The 19,850-nt window shown below is 43.8% G+C and carries 14 protein-coding genes; 7 read left to right on the forward strand and 7 right to left on the reverse strand.

Annotated features, from left to right (window positions below; all coding sequences use genetic code 11):
* Positions 1 to 336 precede the first annotated feature (336 nt).
* From galE to AB4307_RS20435, 4 genes are all read right to left on the reverse strand, one after another.
* Positions 337 to 1,350 (reverse strand): UDP-glucose 4-epimerase GalE, encoded by a 1,014-nt coding sequence (gene galE / locus AB4307_RS20420; RefSeq protein WP_372133268.1) that lies wholly within the window; start codon positions 1,348 to 1,350, stop codon positions 337 to 339.
* Between the two features lie 82 nt (positions 1,351 to 1,432).
* The gene (locus tag AB4307_RS20425; protein ID WP_372133271.1) at positions 1,433 to 3,409 is read right to left on the reverse strand and encodes a diguanylate cyclase domain-containing protein; all 1,977 of its coding nucleotides are present in this window, start codon (positions 3,407 to 3,409) and stop codon (positions 1,433 to 1,435) included.
* Positions 3,409 to 3,945 carry a YfiR family protein gene (locus tag AB4307_RS20430; RefSeq protein WP_017060086.1) on the reverse strand — a complete coding sequence of 179 codons (537 nt, stop codon included), beginning with the start codon at positions 3,943 to 3,945 and terminating at the stop codon, positions 3,409 to 3,411. The genes AB4307_RS20425 and AB4307_RS20430 overlap by 1 nt, the downstream gene beginning before the upstream one ends.
* A complete protein-coding gene (locus tag AB4307_RS20435; protein ID WP_372133273.1) occupies positions 3,935 to 5,998 on the reverse strand; it encodes a TonB-dependent receptor plug domain-containing protein in 2,064 nt (687 codons plus the stop codon). Before AB4307_RS20435 ends, AB4307_RS20430 begins: the two co-directional genes overlap by 11 nt.
* Before the next feature lie 170 nt (positions 5,999 to 6,168).
* Between AB4307_RS20435 and AB4307_RS20440 the strand changes: the two genes are divergently transcribed.
* The 3 genes from AB4307_RS20440 (at position 6,169) to AB4307_RS20450 (ending at position 8,728) form a co-directional block, all read left to right on the forward strand.
* Entirely contained in the window at positions 6,169 to 6,912 is a 744-nt protein-coding gene (locus AB4307_RS20440; RefSeq protein ID WP_017060084.1) for a 5-oxoprolinase subunit PxpA, read from the forward strand.
* Positions 6,913 to 7,032: 120 nt separating this feature from the next.
* A complete protein-coding gene (locus AB4307_RS20445; RefSeq protein WP_372133276.1) occupies positions 7,033 to 7,785 on the forward strand; it encodes a 5-oxoprolinase subunit B family protein in 753 nt (250 codons plus the stop codon).
* Positions 7,778 to 8,728, forward strand: coding sequence for a 5-oxoprolinase subunit C family protein (locus AB4307_RS20450; protein WP_171732626.1), 951 nt, complete (start codon positions 7,778 to 7,780; stop codon positions 8,726 to 8,728). Before AB4307_RS20445 ends, AB4307_RS20450 begins: the two co-directional genes overlap by 8 nt.
* A 180-nt stretch (positions 8,729 to 8,908) precedes the next feature.
* Here the strand turns inward: AB4307_RS20450 and AB4307_RS20455 are convergent, their stop codons facing one another.
* The 3 genes from AB4307_RS20455 to AB4307_RS20465 form a co-directional block, all read right to left on the reverse strand.
* Positions 8,909 to 10,363 (reverse strand): FAD-dependent oxidoreductase, encoded by a 1,455-nt coding sequence (locus AB4307_RS20455; protein WP_017060081.1) that lies wholly within the window; start codon positions 10,361 to 10,363, stop codon positions 8,909 to 8,911.
* A 532-nt stretch (positions 10,364 to 10,895) separates the two neighbouring features.
* Positions 10,896 to 13,334, reverse strand: a complete 2,439-nt coding sequence (locus tag AB4307_RS20460) for an ABC transporter permease (RefSeq protein WP_372133279.1) — start codon at positions 13,332 to 13,334, stop codon at positions 10,896 to 10,898.
* Position 13,335: 1 nt separating this feature from the next.
* Positions 13,336 to 14,010, reverse strand: a complete 675-nt coding sequence (locus AB4307_RS20465) for an ABC transporter ATP-binding protein (protein WP_372133282.1) — start codon at positions 14,008 to 14,010, stop codon at positions 13,336 to 13,338.
* Between AB4307_RS20465 and AB4307_RS20470 the strand changes: the two genes are divergently transcribed.
* From AB4307_RS20470 to AB4307_RS20485, 4 genes are all read left to right on the forward strand, one after another.
* Positions 14,009 to 14,632, forward strand: coding sequence for an arylesterase (locus AB4307_RS20470; protein WP_017069908.1), 624 nt, complete (start codon positions 14,009 to 14,011; stop codon positions 14,630 to 14,632). The two genes, AB4307_RS20465 and AB4307_RS20470, sit on opposite strands and share 2 nt — an antisense overlap.
* Positions 14,633 to 14,713: 81 nt before the next feature.
* Positions 14,714 to 15,913, forward strand: a complete 1,200-nt coding sequence (gene fabV, locus AB4307_RS20475; RefSeq protein WP_372133286.1) for an enoyl-ACP reductase FabV — start codon at positions 14,714 to 14,716, stop codon at positions 15,911 to 15,913.
* Positions 15,914 to 16,092: 179 nt separating this feature from the next.
* On the forward strand, positions 16,093 to 18,000 hold the full coding sequence (locus AB4307_RS20480) for a sensor domain-containing phosphodiesterase (RefSeq protein ID WP_017060077.1): 1,908 nt from the start codon (positions 16,093 to 16,095) through the stop codon (positions 17,998 to 18,000).
* 120 nt (positions 18,001 to 18,120) lie between these two features.
* Complete coding sequence (locus AB4307_RS20485) at positions 18,121 to 19,776, forward strand: ABC-ATPase domain-containing protein (protein ID WP_017060076.1); 1,656 nt, start codon at positions 18,121 to 18,123, stop codon at positions 19,774 to 19,776.
* Positions 19,777 to 19,850: the final 74 nt, after the last annotated feature.

Below are 19,850 nucleotides of genomic sequence, written 5' to 3' on the forward strand. Positions count from 1 at the left end.
GCTAATCCGCGATGAACCACTAAAAAGCCAGCTTAATTGCTGGCTTTTAATTTATTTCACTAAAAAATTGTATAAAAAAGGTAATAAGTGAAATTACTTCTCTGCCATCTCTTTTTTAACCATTACTGCAGCAGCAACGATGAAAGTGATGATTAGGGCTAGTTCCATGATTAACTCCAAAGAAAATTAACATTAAACATATAATTCGCGTGGATGATAACACAACAGATACAGAATGATACTTTTTAACCACTAATTTACTTTTTATTCGATTTAGATCAAAAAAGATGCCCTAAAGCATCTTTTTGCAAGTTAACTATTCATGAAACAACTAGATCAACCAGGGAAACCATCAGGGTTGGTTGACTGCCAGCGCCATGTATCTTCAGTCATTTCAGTCAGTGTACGTGTTGCATTCCAACCAAGCTCTTTCTGAGCTTTAGCAGGATCTGCCCAACATTCTGCAATGTCACCCGGGCGACGCTCGACAAGCTTATAAGGGATATCTTTACCGCTCGCTTCCTCAAACGCTTTAACCATGTCTAATACACTTGAACCGTTACCAGTGCCAAGGTTGTAGATATGAAGACCATCTTTGCGCCCTACTTTCTCAAGCGCTGCGATGTGGCCATCAGACAGATCCATTACGTGGATGTAATCGCGAACGCCAGTACCATCTTTTGTTGGATAATCGCTACCAAATACAGATAGGAATTCACGGCGGCCTACTGCTACTTGAGAGACAAATGGCATTAGGTTATTTGGGATACCTTGCGGATCTTCACCTAGCTCACCACTTGGATGTGAACCTACAGGGTTAAAGTAACGCAGCAGTGTAATGCTCCAATCCGGATTGGCTTTTTGGAAATCGGTTAAACACTCTTCAACCATTAGTTTACTACGACCATATGGGTTGGTTGCGCTGGTTGGGAAGTCTTCAGTAATTGGCACACTTGCAGGATCGCCGTATACCGTTGCTGAAGAGCTAAATACCAAGGTTTTTACACCCGCATCACGCATTGCATCAACAAGAACTAACGTGCCGTTTACGTTGTTGTCGTAGTATTCAAGAGGCTTTTCCACAGACTCTCCGACGGCTTTCAGACCAGCAAAATGGATAACCGCTTCGATGTTGTGTTGCTTCATAGTTTCAGTCAAAAGCGCTTTATCACGAACGTCACCTTCAATGAAGTTGGGACGAACGCCCGTGACTTTTTCGATGCGCTCTAGAACGCTTAGTTTGCTGTTGTACAAGCTATCAAAAAGTACAGGTGTCATACCTGCGTTGATCATCTGGATACTTGTATGGCTACCAATGTAACCCATGCCACCTGTAACTAAAACATTCATGCTTAGCAGACCTTTTAATTAAAAATATTCAACCTATCACTTATGATACAACAACTTAGGGTCAGCTCACAAACACCGGTACCTACTTACCCTCACGAGCGAACACAAACTGACCTTTTCCTTTGCGTTTCGCTTGGTACATAGCCTCATCAGCAACTTTTAGAATAACGTCAATATCACGCTCTGAGCCATCAACTAAATGGATACCTAAGCTCGCTCCAACATGAAGTGAACGTTGTTTGTAGTTTACTTGTTGCCCGATCAGATCCAACAATCGTTCGGCTAACTTAGCTAACAAGACTTTGTTGGTCTGTTTAATAATAAGAACAAATTCATCACCCGACAAACGTGCAACCAAATCCCCTGTTCTTACCTGAGATAACAACCGGTTTGACACTTCTTTAAGGATTTCATCACCCGCATCGTGTCCATAATTGTCATTCACTTCTTTGAAGCCATCCAAGTCCAAGTAAATAACCGCGAAATGCTGATTTGAATAGTGGCTCGACGTGACAACATCATCCATAACCTTATACAGCTGCGCTTTATTCGCTAACCCGGTTAACGCATCGTGATGGGCCAAGTGTTCGAGTCTTTCCATCTCTTTAACGTTGGATAAATCAGACAGCGTTAATACCATATCAAACTCGTCTTTCTCGTTGTCTGAGGCAACTCGATTCACTTTGACAAACATTGGAACTAACGTACCGGACGCGCTCTTCTCCCACACTTCGCCTTGCCATTGACCATAATTGTCTAACGAACTGCGAATTGTAGGCATCAGTGATGAAAATTGCTGCCACGAAAATACTTCAAAGGGTGTTTTGCCCACCAGCAGATCAGAGTGATAACCGAGAAGTTGTGTGATCGCCGGGTTAACCATGGTTATCACATTGGACGAGTTCAGCACGATCAAACCGTCTTTACTGTTTTCGAAAACACCCGCAGCAATACGTTGGCGACTCATGGCCGTTTCTATGTCGGTGACATCTTGGATTGCATAGAGAATACGACCATGTTTTGTCAAAGAACGGCTGCTCACACGAAGCCAGCGTTTCGATTGAAAGAGATCGGTGGTTTCCAGCAATTCGTCATTAAGTTCAATATTGGCATCAATAACATCTTGTAAGTAACCCGTTTGCTTGGTCGCGATCAACTCTTGGAACAACAAGTTCTCAAGAAAGGCTTCCGAGCATTTAAAAATATCCCGAGTAGCTGCGTTCGCATGAAGAATGAGTCCTTTTTCATCTACCACCAACAAAGAGTGCTGAACGGTTTCAATGACCTCATTTGCGAATGATTTTTCTTCTTGTAACTTGTCTAACGTAAAATTGATTTGGTTGTCGCGATGTTGAAGCCTTTCTAACATGGTATTGAAAGCTCGAACCAGATCACCGATTTCATCGCGGTTCGTTACGACTAATTTAGGCTGCTTCGAACGACGCTCAACAAAGGCTTGCATCGCCTCATTGAGGTCAAACATCGGTTCGATAATCAAGCGTTGCACCAATTTGACCAGTACTCCACCTAACATCACCAGAAACAACAGATAGACGACCGCAACCTTGAAAATATTCGTTAAGATCGAATTAAACGTCTCTTTCGATATTGTTACTCTCAAGTTCGCGATCACTGCGCCATCCAGTGTCACTGGAACGAGCAAGAAGATGAAATGCTCAGAGATGGCAAATTGATGATCGGCGATATCGTCTAATTCTTCTGCGTTTGGCCTTGGAACCAGAGTGTTGCTCACCTGATAGCTGGCAAAAAGCTGTTCGTTGATGTCATAGAGCTTCACTCTAACAATATCTTTATCTGCGACGAAAGCTGACAATATTTCCTGAGCCGATGACTTGTCTTCAAATAAAATCGCGGCTTGCAAGTTATAAGCAACACCTTGTGCTAGCACTTTAACACGCTGAATAAGACTCTCTTTCTCTCTCTCAAACGTGACAGTGTAATTTACCGATTGGATCGTTACAAAAGTGACTGCGATGAAGATGATAATGGGTAATATCAGCTTGTTTTTAATCGATATGTTATTAATGAAAGACAACATTATTGGCCCTCCACTATAGCGATTCGTAACAGGTTCGAGCCAATGACGTAGTCACCGCGCCTTGCGTTCTCTAGATTGATCTTAGGTTTGAGCTTATTATCGATGTGCGTGAGTTCAATGATTCCACCTAAGTCCGTAAAGTTAGGGATATCACTGATTGTCACAGTATGTGGCGAGTGCTCTTGACTAAGAAATTGGTCATTTTTACGGTCAGACAAATACGTAATATCACACTTAGAAGTAATCGACTGTTGAACTCGGATAGCGAGCGAACGAATAGATTTCCCCTCGGTAATTGACGTTAGCACTTGGCTTACCTTTTCATCGCCAATCACACAAAAGTTCACAGCGTTCATTGAGCTTTCATCATTCCAACGTATAAAATTCGCAATTCTAAAAAGGTACACCGCTTTCACTTCATAAGGTTTGAAGCTAGCAGCTGAGGTGTTCAACGGCACAATAAGCATCGTTAAAGCCGCTAAGCCTAGTTTAGATAAGCCGAGCTTAATGCGGTGCTTAAGCCATTTAGAATTCATGAGAGATCCTCACATACACCGATTCTTGATTGACGCTTTTCTGAGATGTGAATTCAGCTTGATAGCCGTCACTCTTACCTATATTTTCAACAACCACTTCAATTAAAGGTGCTGCGGACGATTTTTTCCATGCGAGACGCGCATCAAAGGTTATTTCATGCGGGTAAGACTGCCATTTATATTGAGTGCCATCGCCTGCTACCCAATAGTCTGGGTAATTCACATTAATGTACTGGCCTATCACATCGAATTGCCAACTTTCGGTGATATTCCACATCAACTGTGCCGTGGCTAAATGTTCATTATCAATATCGTAATAAACACTCGTTTGAGGACTAGATTTCAGGTCATCACCTTTATTCTCACCTTCCAATGTCGTATAGGCGTAACTCAGGTAACTGGCTAAATCTGCGGTGAGTTGGTAACTCGCGCCTAACTCTAAGCCATAAGTTTTTGCTTTATAATCATCAGACAACGCACCGACATAGACATGATTCGCAGGGATATCATTCGGGTCATAGCTGTGAAAGCGAAGGTTGTCATGTTCACTCAGATAAATCGTTGCATCGAGTTCGAAATTTGAATTGTTTGAGTAGCGATAACCCATTTCCGCCGTTACGACACTCTCTGTTTCAAGACTCGAGCTTGATTTATATACATCTAGGTAGCTGTTGTTTGAGTCAGCATTGTAACTATTGAAATAATAGGTGGAATTGGAATCCATATAAGATGGTGCAACGACCGCACGGCTAAGCCCCGCCCATACGGAGTGACGTTGGGTGAACTTATATAAACCACGCAATTGAGGTGAAAGCTCAGTTGATTCATTCTGTGTAAAGTGTTCAACCTTGGCACCAAGAGTAATAGACAGCGCTTCCGTCATTTGAATTTGAGACTGTATAAAAGCGTTCGCAATATAATCGTTGGCAGATTGGATGTTGTAAGCTCGACCGTAGTAATCGGGATTGTACCAATCCACGTCCGAAACTTGGCTTGAGGAGAAATCAAGATACATATATCGCAGGCCACCACCGAGTGTTAGCTGATGGCTTTCCGATAGTTGGTTGATATAAGTAGAGTCAAAATCGAGGGTCGAATAGCTTCCCGGAGCGTCTGGCGCATTATCCTCATTATATTCACCCCATAACGAATATGAGAGTGTCGAACTTTCATCAAAATGGCGAGAGTCGTTGAATTGGACGTAAACAGATTGGCTCTTGTTATCGAAATCATTGGCTTGTGCCCCGACAAACGACCCTGAGTTATCATATTGAAACGTATACAATTCCGACTCATAAAAGCTTTTCTCACCACCAATACGTAATGACCAATTTTCATCAGTATTACTTGGCTGAAACACCATCCCTGCCGTTTGTGCTTTCCATTTTTCAGATTCGTTTGTGCGATACGTGGGTTCTTCTCGGTACTTATAAAAGGCACGAGCATTCACACTGTCGTTTAGGCTTAATCCCTGACGAACACTAAATTCATAGTTATTAGTATTAGACGCGACACCGGAGAGATAAGTCCCCTGCGTATCATTGGCAGACTTAGTAATGATATTGACTACACCATTAACCGCGTTGCCCCCCCAAATTGTTCCGCCGGGGCCTTTGAGTACTTCGATGCGTTCGATGTCGGCAAGTACATAGTCAACGTCGCTCCAATACGTACCGCCATAGACTGGGCTAAACAAGCTTCGTCCATCCATCATCACGAGCATCTTGTTATATAACCCATCATGAAAGCCGCGTGTTGAAACAAACCATGAGGTTTCGTTGAATTTGGTGACTTTGAGTCCGGGTACAAGCGTTAGGACTTCTGCAATGGTTTTCGCGCCACTGCGCTGAATTCGCTCATTAGAAAGTACGTACACCGACGAGGGAATGTCAGTGAGTTTTTGTGTCACTTTCGAAGCCGTTTCCATTTCGACATCTAACATAGACAACTCTTCAAGGCTCATCGACATCAGCTGGTCTAGAGAGTTTTCTTGAGCAGAGACAAAAACAGGTATCATTAATGCTAGTCCTAAGCAAACCTGGCGGGATATCATGTGCTCACCTAATATACAGATAGATATTAATCCTTTAATCAATAGTTCAACTATATATGAAATGCCATACTGGTAAATCTACGGTGTCGAAAGTTTGAGTTAGGTCACTGTTTATTTATGGTATTTATAAGACCGTCATTACTTACCTCAACGTAAAGGATTAGCACCACGTGACAACGAAGATTTTGCTTAATTGCGACATGGGAGAAAGTTTCGGCAATTGGAAGATGGGCGATGACGAGTCGGTCATGGAATGGGTCGATATGGCAAACATCGCTTGTGGCTTCCACGCGTCTGATCCGCACGTTATGTCCAAGACGATAAAACTGGCGCAGCACTATCACACCCAAATTGGTGCTCATCCCGGTTATCAAGATCTCGTTGGTTTTGGTCGCCGTTCTATTCCACACACCATGGACGAAATCAGTGAGCTGGTTTGTTATCAAGTCGGTGCATTACAAGCCCTTTGCCGCTATCACCATACCACTGTTGGCTATGTGAAACCTCATGGCGCTCTTTATAACGATATGATGGCAAACATTGATGTGTTCAATGCGGTAGCCCAAGCCGTCGCTGAATTTAACATCCCGTTGATGATTCTCTCTTCATCAGACAATCAACAGTATTTGGATATTGCTGACGACCATGACTTGCCTCTCTTGTTTGAAGCGTTTGCCGACCGTGCTTATTTAAATAACGGACAATTAGCGCCACGTACTCAAAAAGGCTCGGTTTACGTCAATCAAGACGATATCTATAACCAAGTTATGCAAATCATTAACTATGGCTCGGTTACGACTTTAGAGGGCGAAAGACTGCCTATTGAAGCTGATACTATCTGTGTTCATGGTGATAACCCTCAATCCATCGCATTAATTAGAAAAATCAGACAAGACCTCAACGCTTTTAATTAGTATGAAGCGTGTGATTGGTATGACGCATGGTCTAATCGCTCGTGAGATCTAATTGATTTGTATTGGCTTGGACACGGAAGTGAGACACGCCAAGTAAGCAAACAAACGTATGGAAACGAAATGACGACGAATCAGATTGAATACAATATAGCGCCAATCGCGGAATGCAGCGTTTTGGCGACCTTGACGCTATCGCCTTCAAATAATCAATCTAGCGCCGAATATGCGCAATACATAGCTCACTTTTCCGATGCCATTCGCCAAAACTTAGCATCGGTGTTGATGAATGTGACACCGGCTTACCAAACAATATTGGTCGACTACCTCCCTTATCGAATATCAGAACAGCAGCTCATTGAACAGCTCAATAATTTGTTGAGTCATGCTCTGTCGTCCTTTTCTAGTGTTAGTAAAACTCGCGATACGATTGAGCTTCCTGCCTATTACTCACCAGAAACGGCGCTCGATTTAGACCGATATCAAAACAAAGGCCTGTCGCTCGACCAGATAATTCAACATCACACCTCACAGACATACAGCGTCAGTGCGATTGGGTTTACGCCTGGCTTTGCCTTTATGTCGGATGTGGTTAATGAGCTTGCCTTGCCCCGTCACTCCACACCCCGCTTAATTGTGCCCAAAGGCAGTATCGCCATCGCGGATACGAAAACAGCTGTGTACCCTTCGGATTCACCGGGCGGTTGGAATATTATTGGCAATTGCCCACTTCCGTTGTTCGATCATAGCCAGTTGAAGAACGCCGATATCACGCAAAGACCACTGTCTCTGCTTAATGTTGGTGATACCGTCCGTTTCATAGCGATTTCAAAAAAAGAATTTGTAGAGTTGGGTGGAGGCATCGTAAATGGCTAAGACAAAAACTAAACCAACACTGACAGTGATTAAGCCCGGCCCGTTGAGTTTGATTCAAGACTTTGGGCGATTTGGTGTTGCTCATCTTGGATTAACGCAAGGTGGACCGGTTGATGACTACTCTTATAGCTGGGCTAACCATCTATTGGGCAACCCAGTCAACCAAGCGGCGTTGGAAATCACGCTTGGGCAATGTGCGTTGAGAATCGATTTTGATTGCGAGATGGCACTATGCGGGGGTGATTTACAAGCGAAACTCGATGGTAAACCACAGGCTAACTGGAGCACTTTTCAAGCTTTTAAGGGGCAAGTTCTCTCATTTGGTTTGCCTAAAAATGGTCTAAGGGCGTATTTAGCCATTAAGGGCGGTTTCGATGTTCCATCAACTCTTGATAGCTGCTCTACAGTCACTCGTGAAAAGATTGGTGGATTAACGCAAGATGGCGAGCCATGCCAGCAAGGGCAACAAATCGCTTTTACCCAACACCAACTCTCTCATCCATTTAAAGCGTTGAGTGTTACCTTCCGATACACACCTGATTACAATCTACCCGTGAACCTACGAGTGATTGAAGGCTATCAAAGCGAGCTATTCTCCGAGTCAGCAAGAGAGATTTTGTATAACGCGCAGTATCACGTTGACCAAAACTCTAATCGGATGGGTTATCGACTCAGTGGCGAGCCCGTAGACTCGCCTGACATTTCGCTATTGTCAGAAGGCATTGCCCTAGGTGCGATTCAAATTCCACAAGATGGACAGCCTATCGTGCTGCTTAATGATAGACAGACCATAGGTGGTTATCCGAAGATAGGATGTGTCGCCAGAATCGATTTACCACGCTTGGCGCAAGCAAAACCTGGACATGCGATATCGTTCAGCAAGGGCGATCGCTTGGGCTTACAAGATGTTTGGTGCCAATGGGCTCAGTTTTTCGGCTATTAGTTTTTGCGATGTGTTATGTGCTAAATGCTATGTAGCTGAGAATAATCAACTAGGAAGATGTCATTTAGATGAGGTTCGGTATCTAAGCAGATGTTGAAATGAAGATTCGGCTTACCTATTACAGTAAGCCGAATTGAAGAAATTAAACGCAGTCGATGATGATAGACCAATTATAGGCTATTAAGCGTGATCTTGACCTGACACCTTGGCAAGCGCTTCTGGGTATCCACGTTCTTGTGTCAAATCTATCGCTCTGTTTTCAATATCATTTAGATTAAGTGACATTGTCACTGAGTGTGTGTCTTCAATAGATGCCGCCTCTGATACATCAAACCATTGCTCAGCGACCTTTTGTGCCGCTTCTAATGTTGAAGAAGCTTTTACTACTTCAAGTCGAGCATAGCGATCCCCACAGAATGAAACGTCTGAAGCTCTTAAGCTTGGATCGGTTCCCGGAATCTGTTGTGCACCAAACAAAGGTTTACCACCGACCAATGCAGAACTGAAACTTGGGATGAACTGAGACATATGCGTTATTGCCGCGCGAGTTCTTAATTCAAGCTGATCTTCACTCCAACCCGATACGATTTTCTTAAGCAGCTTCGAAGGCAACTGTGGCTGTGACGAGTCTGTTGACGATGAAACAAGCCCACCCTCAAACAGAGTAATCCCTTCTGTCATGCCGTGAAGTTGGAACACACCATCAGCATACGGCGTTAATTGCGCCATGCCTTGCGGTGTGCCTCTCGGGCCATGGAAGATAACTTCTGGCCACTCTTCCTTACATTCTTGCGAATATGGCCACTCTGTAACGTATGCAGCTTTAAACTCAACAAGTCTTTGCTGCTTAGAGCCAACAAAGTCATCTACGATACCCGTTTCAAACCCACTCGCATTAATCAAGTAATCGGTCGTTAGTTGGCAGCTTTGGTTTTCGGCATCGGTATAAGTCAAAGACCAACCTTGACCTGTCGACTCAACAGATTGTAATCGGCTGTTGGTTAACACAGTACAGTTAGCTTGTTGCCCCAAAGAGAGTTGAGCGGTCGCAGAAAGTCGGAATACGCTCCAGCCATACTCTTGGACCATCGCAACAGGATACTTTAGGGTCTCTAAATCCGTATGCTTGGCGAAAGGAATACACCAATCATCAAGCGATGTTGGTTTCAGAGGCTGTGTTTTCGCAGAAAGTGCTAATAAATCTTCTTTGCTGTACAGCTTATAATACTCTTCCGGATCACCGAGCACTTGGTTGCTTTTATCTTGTTTAACAAGATCGGCATAAGCGCTTTTGATTATCTTGAGACGAGGAAGCAGATCCAACGGCTCTCCACCATCACTGTGCGGAACGGCGATGATTGTCGGACGAATATTGATCGTATGAGGGAATAAGCGGACGGTATCAATTGACTGTGTGAGCAATTGAAGACACTGCTCTACAGAAATATCTCGATACAAATTGCCGCCAGCGTGCAGGTGGCAAATTGGTGGACCATTAACCAAACTCGGCCCTTTTTCTAAGATAGTGACCTTAAAACCCAACTCACTAAAGTGAATCGCGCTCGTTGTTCCGGCAATACCACCACCAACAATGGCAATAGAAGGTTGATTTGTATCCGTTTTGTTGTGGTTCATCGTGTTCTGTAGAATAGGATTAACTGCCTCTATTCTACTTTTGTTCTGCGATGAATTAAAACACATTTTTATCAAGGTCTTAGATAGGCGGGATTTAATATCTATGTAAAAAACATAAATAATCTCTTGACTCAATAACTCCAGATAGGGTTTTAAAGGTTATTCTAACAGTCAAATTTGTCCTAAGTGACGCCACATAAAGGCTGCCTCAGTACTCTTAAAACATAGCGGTTAACTTATCCCTAAAGTTATCCACCGTTTTTGTGGATAACTGTTGATAACGTTCTTGCTAAGTTGCGCAAACCCTTTGTTTACAGGGACTAACCGCTGTTCATTAAATCGGCATTATTGGGTAATTAGTTTTAAAAAATGCTAAAAACAGTGGAATCTAAGGTGCGATATTTTTTACTTATGCTACCGGTTGGTTAAATAAAAAACGGTCTAAAGCGACGTATTATAAATAGTGCATGACTAAGTATAAATAATCTCACTTTTAGACCGTTTTAAGCGCTTGGCTAGATCTCGCTAACGACTAGCCAAAATCCTTGTTTACTGGTGCCAACAAACGTTTGATTAAGCTATTCACTACCGCGGCTAATGTGATGAACGTTAGCACCGGTAGCGCTATCCACAACATCGGGTGAAGTGAAGGTTGTAACTCAAAACCAAAGTTCATCACTCCTGCCACGCTGAGCTCAGAACCAAGGGCTGCAATTGAGCCTGCGACTAACGCCATTAAACCGTACTCACACCAAATAGTATTGAGAATTCGCTTCTTACTCGCGCCTAATGTTCGATACAAGCGTATCTCTTGTTGTCTTTGAGATAAGCTCAATCGCAATAGAGTGAAGATAAGCAACAGCCCCGCCACCACACCTAACGCCGCAAGTACGGTAATCGACCAAACAATCTGCTTAAGCAACTCTTGGATCTTGCTACCCATCTTGCGAATATCCATCAAACTCACGGTTGGATGATTTCGAGAGAGTTCATTGAGCATCTGATTGTGTTGTTCTTCTAATCTGAAGCTCACGAGCCAAGTAGAAGGGATTGAACTCAAGACATCTGGAGTAAAAATGAAGTAGAAGTTCGGCTTCATTTCTCGCCACTCGACTTTGCGGATGCTATTCACCTTGGCAGAAACATTCTGGCTGTTGATTGTGAATGACAGCTCATCGCCAATCTTTAGATCCAGTTGCTCCGCGACATCCGATTCCACAGATACGCCATGCTCTTGCGTCCAGTTACCTTCTAACACTTCATTGTACTCGGGCAAGCTATCTCCCCAAGTGAAGTTGATCTCTCGACTTAGTGCATCTGTTTCGCCTGAGGTATCGCTGTATTCCGACGCTTCAACACCGTTTATCGTCGTCAGTCGTCCTCGGATAATTGGAAACGCTTGAGTACGCTCTACTTCGTTTGCATCAATCGTCTCGAGATAACTGTCTTTTTCATAACTTGCAATGTTAAGTGCAAACGCATTCGGTGCGTTCTCTGGCAAGGTTTGCTGCCAATCTGACAGTAAATCACTTCTTACCAACCAGATGATAGACAGCAACATCAGTGAAAGCGCTAAAGAGCCAAATTGAATCCCAGTTGCTAAAGGTGTGCGATTAATTCGACTCAATGCTAAACGCATAGACGTAGATGTCGGCAACTTACTAACCAAACGCAGAACAAGCGTACTAACGACCGCAAGCACTAAGAACAGGCAAGCGATACCCGCTAGAACTATCCATACCAATAGATTGTCGCCATACATCAGCATCATTGGAATAGTCGGTACCAGTAACAACAAATATTTCTTGTAGCTTTCATTAGACTGGTGACTTGATTGAATAACGCTGATTGCCGAGGTATTGACCAAGCCAATTAACGGGATACCAAGAGCAGGAACACCAATTAAGATGCTTGATAAAATCGCCAAGATCGCAGGTTCAATACCATAGCTAGGAAGTGGCGTTGGTAATAAGTCGCCCAGAGGTATACGAAGCAAAAACTCTAAGCCGATACCGATAGTTATTCCCAGTACTGCACCGATAACCACTAATAGAGATACCTGTACAGACAACCATTTAACGATCCACTGCTTGCTTGCACCTAAACTCTTAAGCATCGCGATGGTTTTACGGCGACTCGCAACATAATGTTGGCAAGTGAGTACCAAAGTGGTCGCAGCCATAATCACAACAATTGCAACGGTTAACGAAAGATATTGAGTCGTGCTTTCGAACATGTCGTTAGTACGGCTCGCAGAATCTTGAGTACGCCAGCGATCGCTTGGTGTTAATTCTACGCTGTCTTGCGCGGCTTGCAGTTTTGTATCATCACCGTTGAGAAACAGCCTAAAACTAACACGACTGCCCGGTTGAATCGCTCCCGTGGCATCAATATCGCTTGTATGAATCAGAACGGCTGGCATCTGTTGGAATGGGTTAAAGCTTAAGCCTGGTTCTTGAGTGATTCGTCCAGTTATCGCTAAATCGGCATCGCCAATAGTGACAACGTCACCAATCTCAACCTCTAACTGTGCAAATATACGCTCGTCTAACCAAAGTTCCCCTGGCTCAACATGGTTACTTGATGCTTTATCAGCGCCCTCTAAGATCATTTCACCGCGTAATGGGTAATTACTTTCAACTGCTTTTACCGTCACTAACTGCATTGAGTTATCACTGAATGCCATGGTTGAAAAACGAGTCAACTGAGAGCTTTCTAACTGTTCAACTTGAGTGAGGTCTAACAAGGATTGTGGAACAGGGTTTGCTGAGATAAACACGCTATCGGCAGTAAGCGCATCTTTGCCCTGCTTAACAATTACCTGTTCCATACGTTCGGCCAGCGCCGACAATGCAAATACACAAGCAATAATAAGCGTTAAAGCGATTGAAACTGGCCACAACTGACCGTGTCGAATCTCTTCGATACTCCATGAAAACAGGCGTTTATTCAGTCCGTTTGATGAATTCAATTTAGACTTCCTCTATCTGACCGACATGCATCTTAAGTGTTCTTTGGCAACGTTGTGCAAGCTTAGGATCGTGTGTCACCAAAACTAACGTTGTGCCATGGGATGAGTTCAATTCAAACAACAACTCGACAATTTTGGCAGCCGTTTGTTGGTCTAGGTTGCCTGTGGGTTCATCGGCAAAAAGAATTTTTGGCTTAATCATAAATGCGCGCGCCAACGCGACCCTTTGTTGCTCACCACCCGATAGTTGAGACGGCAAGTGATCAAGCCTGTCTTTCAAGCCTACTGATTCAAGCAGAGCAGTCGCGCGTTCGATGTCTTCGTCTGCTCCCTTCAACAAACAAGGTAACGTGACATTTTGCAGCGCAGAAAGGCTTGGAATTAACAAGAAGCTTTGAAATACAAACCCTACCGATTCACTGCGGATCTTAGCCCTTGCCTCATCATCAAGCAGTGAAAGTGGCTGTCCTAATAAACTGATTTCGCCTTTCGTTGGTACATCAAGACCAGCTAACAGCGTCATTAGGGTCGATTTACCTGCACCAGACGTGCCTACGATCGCGACCGTTTCGCCTTCACGAATATCGATATCAACGCGCTCTAGGATTGTTAAATGTTCTTGATTAGTAGACACTGTCTTGGAAACAGCTTCTGCTTTAATGATGGATGTATGCATGACTCGACTAATTTCCTTTTTATTTTTTATTTTATTTTCAACCGCTTCTTTAGCTCAAGGCTCTGCGTCAGCTCAAGATTCAAAGTTATTGGTACTTGGCGATAGTTTGAGTGCTGGTTACAACATGGACATCAAACAGAGTTGGCCAAGTTTGTTGCCAGACGCGCTAGCAAAACATGATAAAGCGGTTACCGTGGTTAACGGGAGTATCTCTGGTGACACAACGGGCAATGGTTTAGCTCGTTTGCCTCAACTACTTGAAGAACATGCTCCAGACACCGTTCTTATCGAACTTGGTGCGAATGATGGACTTCGTGGTTTCCCACCTAAGCTGATGTCTGCAAATCTTGAGCAGATCATTGAGCAGATAAAAGCTGCGGGCGCCAAACCTATAATGATGCAGATTAAAATCCCACCAAATTACGGAAAGCGTTACAACCAGCAGTTTGAATACGTTTTTGCAGCGCTTGCTGATCAACAAAACGTGCCACTTTTGCCGTTTTTCCTAGAGCATATCATCCTCAAACCTGAGTGGATGATGAACGATGGACTGCATCCAAAACCAGAAGCTCAACCTTGGATTGCTGAATTCGTCGCCGAAGAATTATATCAGTATCTTTAAGTTTTAATGGTCTAGCTCAATAAATTTTACACAGCTTTACGTTAGCCTGAGTGCATATCACCGTTAACTGTAAGGTTATTTATGCTGATCGAACCTGTTATCAAGGGTGTGGTAGCCAAAAGCGCTCACCCTCTTGGCTGTCAAGAAGCCGTAAAGCAACAAATCAAGTTTGTTAAGAGTGCGCCGCAAATCAAAGATGGCCCTAAACGAGTACTGATTATCGGCGCTTCCTCAGGCTTTGGCCTTGCCGCTCGTATTGCCCTTACCTTTGGCGGCGCAAAAGCTGACACTATCGGCGTCTCATTCGAGCGCGATCCAAACGAAAAATCCCTAGGTAGTGCTGGTTGGTACAACAACATCTACTTCAAAAAAGAAGCCGAACGAGAGCAACGCACTGCTATCAACATCGTTGGCGACGCATTTTCGCAAGAAACACGCTCACAAGTTGTCGAAGCCATTGAAACCTACTTCGAAGGTGAAGTCGATCTCATCATTTACAGCTTAGCCGCAGGTGTGAGACCAAAACCAGACTCCGATGAATTTTGGCGCTCAGCTATTAAACCGATTGGCGAAAGCGTTACTGGCGCGACGATTTCCCTTGAGCACGACGACTGGGTGACCAACACGCTCGACGCTGCAACAGAAGAAGAAGCCGAAAGCACACTCAAAGTGATGGGAGGCGAAGATTGGGAACAATGGATAGATGAGCTCATCAACGCAGAATCTATTGCTCCGGGTTGTAAGACAATCGCGTTTTCTTATGTGGGTCCAGAAGTCACACATCCTATCTATTTAGACGGTACATTGGGACGCGCTAAGATCGACCTTCACCAAACCAGCCACGCTCTTAATCTAGAGTTAGCTAACTTTGATGGCAACGCTTACGCGGCGGTATGTAAAGCCCTAGTCACTAAAGCGAGCGTTTTCATCCCTGGATTAAGCCCTTACTTACTTGCTTTGTATAAGGTGATGAAAGAGAAAGAGACCCACGAAGGTTGTATCCAACAAATGCAGCGTCTGTTTGGCAGTAAACTTTATGGTCAATCCAAAGTACCACTTGATGGTGAGCGATTGATCCGTATGGATGATTGGGAATTAGACCCAGAAACCCAAGCGCACGTAACTGAACTGCTAGAAAAGATGGACGAAAATAACTTCCAAACCTTAGGGGATTACCAAGGGTTTAAAGAAGAATTTCTACAATTAAATGGGTTTGCTCAACCATCGGTAGATTATAGCCAGAAACTTAATACAGAAGATTTTATAAAGTTAAAGCCTTAATCTAAAATTATCTCATTACTGAGACCCGGATTCACATTTGAAAACCTCTGCATAATTGCGGAGGTTTTTTCGTGCAACATTTCTTATACTTAGTTAACGTAAGATTCACAGTTTTCTTTGGTTCATCATAATTAACACAGGATGTGTTGATGCATTTAGCATAATTGACTCGGAGTCATATGAAGAAAATAAAAACTCTCGATTTAGATATCCCAGACGATATGGAGCACGGTTGGCAGAATATTGTCGACCTCTTAGCTCAAATTACTCAAGTGCCCGCAGCACTAATCATGCGTGTTCACGCCAATTACATTGAAGTTTTTTCAACCAGTCGTAGCGAGAACAACCCATACAACAAAGGTGATTCTGAAACGCTGGGGAATGGGCTGTACTGCGAAACAGTGATGGAAACTCAACGACAGCTTCTTGTGCCTAACGCGCTTGCCGATCCTAAGTGGGACAACAACCCAGACATCAAACTCGGCTTAGTCTCCTATTGTGGTATTCCATTACTTTGGCCTAACGGTGAACTGTTTGGCACCATTTGTATCTTGGACTCGAAAGAGAATCACTACACCCCTACTTATATCAAACTGTTAGAGAGCTTTCGGACTTCGATTGAATCTCAGCTTAAAACCCTATTCCAACACGCCAAGCTTACCCAAATGAATCGCGACCTAAAAAACCGCGTTTACAATCGCACTAAAGATCTCGCGAGCCTTAATTACTCGTTGAATCAAGAAATTGATAAACGAAAAGCGGCTGAACAGAAGATTAACTTCCAAAAGAATCACGACCTCGGCACCGGCTTTTTAAACCGAAACGCATTTGAATCTCGCTTAAACCACAAGCTACTGTCACAGAGAAGGCTGACAGACAGCTCATTTGCAGTCGTTCATATTGGTTTTACCAACGGTAGACGCATACAAGCACGCTACGGCTATAACGCGTTAGACCAAGTGCTTGTTGAATACCGAAAACGCATCGACTGTATTTCTGATATCGATGTATTAACTGCACGCCCTACTTCGGTTGACCTCGTATTGGCGTTTAGCGTTAAAGATTTACACCATCGCCTTGAAGAACTTTGCCAGACGCTCGTTAAAGTTGGTCATTCAGAATTCGACATCGAAAGTGACAAAGTGCATTTGCACGCGTTTATTGGGATTGCAATTACGAACGACGAAGATGACGCGGAAAGCATTCTGCAGAAATCTTCTGAAGCGATGTTAGCCTGCAAAGATTCAGGACAAAAGTTCGCTTACTACTCTCAATCCCATACCGAAGAACAAACTCACATTAATAAGATCGAAGGCTATTTGCTTCAAGCCGTTCGTAATGATGACCTTATGCTCTACTTTCAACCCAAAGTTAGCCCGTTGACGCATCGCTGGGTCGGTGCTGAAGCTTTGCTTCGTTGGCGACATCCTGTTTTGGGTGATATCTCTAACGAAACCCTGATCCACATGGCTGAACAAAACGGTTTGATTTTCGAAGTGGGCAGCTTTGTTTTACGCAATGCGATTGAAAAAGCCAAAGAGTGGTCCGAATACGTTGAAGATTTCAAGATGGCTGTGAATGTGTCTGCAATTCAACTCAAGAACGTACACTTTGCGGAACAAGTGGTTCACCTACTCGAAACCTATCATTTAGAGCCTCGTTTCTTAGAACTTGAAGTTACGGAGAGTGGACTGATAGCAGATGAAGTGGTTGCCAAGAATACCTTGGGATCTTTGCACGATATTGGCGTTACATTGTCACTAGATGACTTCGGTACGGGCTACGCCTCCTTCAGTTATCTGAAGAAGTTCCCATTCGACACCATTAAGATTGATAAGAGCTTTATCGACCAAATGCTCAACTCACACGAAGACTCGGAAATTGTTCGTTCTATTGTCCAAATTGCCAAAAAGCTCGACTTAAAAGTGACGATTGAAGGCATAGAAACGGAGGTTCAGGAGCAATTTATTATTAACGAAGGCTGCGATGTGGGCCAAGGTTACCTTTACGGAAGACCAATGCCGAGCCAAGAATTCGAACACAGCTTAATCAATCAAAACTATTTGGGGACAACTCGTTACGCTTAAAGCGAAAAAGAGCAGTTAGTTTTGGATTTAGGCCTACTTTCTCTTTACTCTAAAGGTGGTGATTTTTATAATCGCCGCCTTTCTGTTTTTATCTTTCCCCTTATATAGGCATTCCTCGTTATGGATCAGTTGACTGCAAAGCTTAAAAAGCTCGAAAAACAAAACTACCGTGCATATCAACAAATTAAAGGTCAATACGACTTTGCTGATTTTGAATTACACATCGACCACATCCAAGGTGACCCATACGCGTCAGCTTCTCGTTTTCGTGCAACGCGCGCGTGGTCTTTGACCGGGTTAGATTGGCTGAAAGAAAAATCTTACGAATACCAAGTAGCCGCTCGTGACTTTATCGCACGTAGCTTCTCTGAGTTCGCGAAACAAGAGTCGACCGTTTCTATCGCGCTGACGGGTCAAACCGTATTAGACAACACAGCTGTTGTATTCACAGACCACGGCATCGAAATTCGTTTCCGTATTAATTTACCAGCTGATGGTCGTAGCATTCTTGCTAAGAAAGCGAACAACATCATCACTTTCTACTTACCGAAGTTTATTCGTCGCGCGACGCTTGAGCGTGAGTTAAACATCGATGCAATGATCAAACATTGTGAAACGATTGAAGACCAAGAAGCGCTGCGTGCTCAATTGGATGAAAACAACCTAGCCGCTTTCGTTGCAAACGGCAGTGTGTTACCTCGTATCGCGGGTAACTGCGACCTTCCAATGAAAGACGCGGTACCTTTCGCGGCTCCAGAATCATTGAGTGTTACGTTAAATACTCCAAACCAAGGTGACGTGACCGGCCTAGGCATTCCAAAAGGCATTACGCTGATCGTTGGTGGTGGTTTCCATGGTAAATCGACACTGTTGAACGCCGTTGAACGTTCTATCTACAACCATATTCCTGGTGACGGTCGCGAAGGCATTGTAACTGCGATTGATACGATGAAGATCCGCGCTGAAGATGGTCGATGTGTGCACAGCTTGAACCTGTCAAACTACATCAACCATTTACCAATGCAGAAAGACACATCTGACTTCAGCACACAAGATGCGTCAGGTTCTACGTCTCAAGCGGCTTGGTTACAAGAATCGATTGAAGCCGGCGTTCAAACTCTACTTATCGATGAAGATACGTCAGCGACTAACTTCATGATTCGTGACGAGCGTATGCAAGCGCTAGTGTCAAAAGGCGATGAGCCAATCACACCACTTGTCGACCGCATTGGTCAGCTTCGTGAAGAGATGGATATCTCTACCATTGTTGTAATGGGTGGCTCTGGTGATTACCTAGATGTCGCGAACACTGTGATTCAAATGCACGACTACCAAGCGGTAGATGTGACTGAAAAAGCAAAAGACGTGATTGCTCAGCACCCTACTCAGCGTACTAACGAATGTGAAACTGCTTTAGAAACGTTTGTACCGCGTTCATTGAACCGTGCTTCACTGATGAACATTCTGACTGACGGTAAATTCCGTGTTAATGCTAAAGGCAAAGAGTCACTGCGTTTTGGTAAAGAGTTTGCAGACCTTTCTGCGCTTGAGCAATTAGAATCACCGTCTGAAGTGAATGCGATCGGTTGGGCTTGGTTCCAATTCGCACAAACTCCAGGTTGGTCAAACAACCCTGCTAAAGAGTTTAACGCTATTTTAGAAAACGAATGGCACGCTAACATGCCTAACTACGGTGACCTAGCGAAACCAAGAACGTTAGATGTGATGGCTGCTCTGAACCGTATGCGTAAATCTCAGTTCAAGCCTTCGAACTGATTTCGTTAAATATCGGATTTATTGTGCTTCTAGGTTTTTGAAGTTTTAATCTTCTAATTTACTAAAGCTTCTAA

It is taken from the genome of Vibrio sp. 10N.261.52.C2 (assembly GCF_041471425.1).
Taxonomy (GTDB): Bacteria; Pseudomonadota; Gammaproteobacteria; order Enterobacterales; family Vibrionaceae; genus Vibrio; species Vibrio crassostreae_C.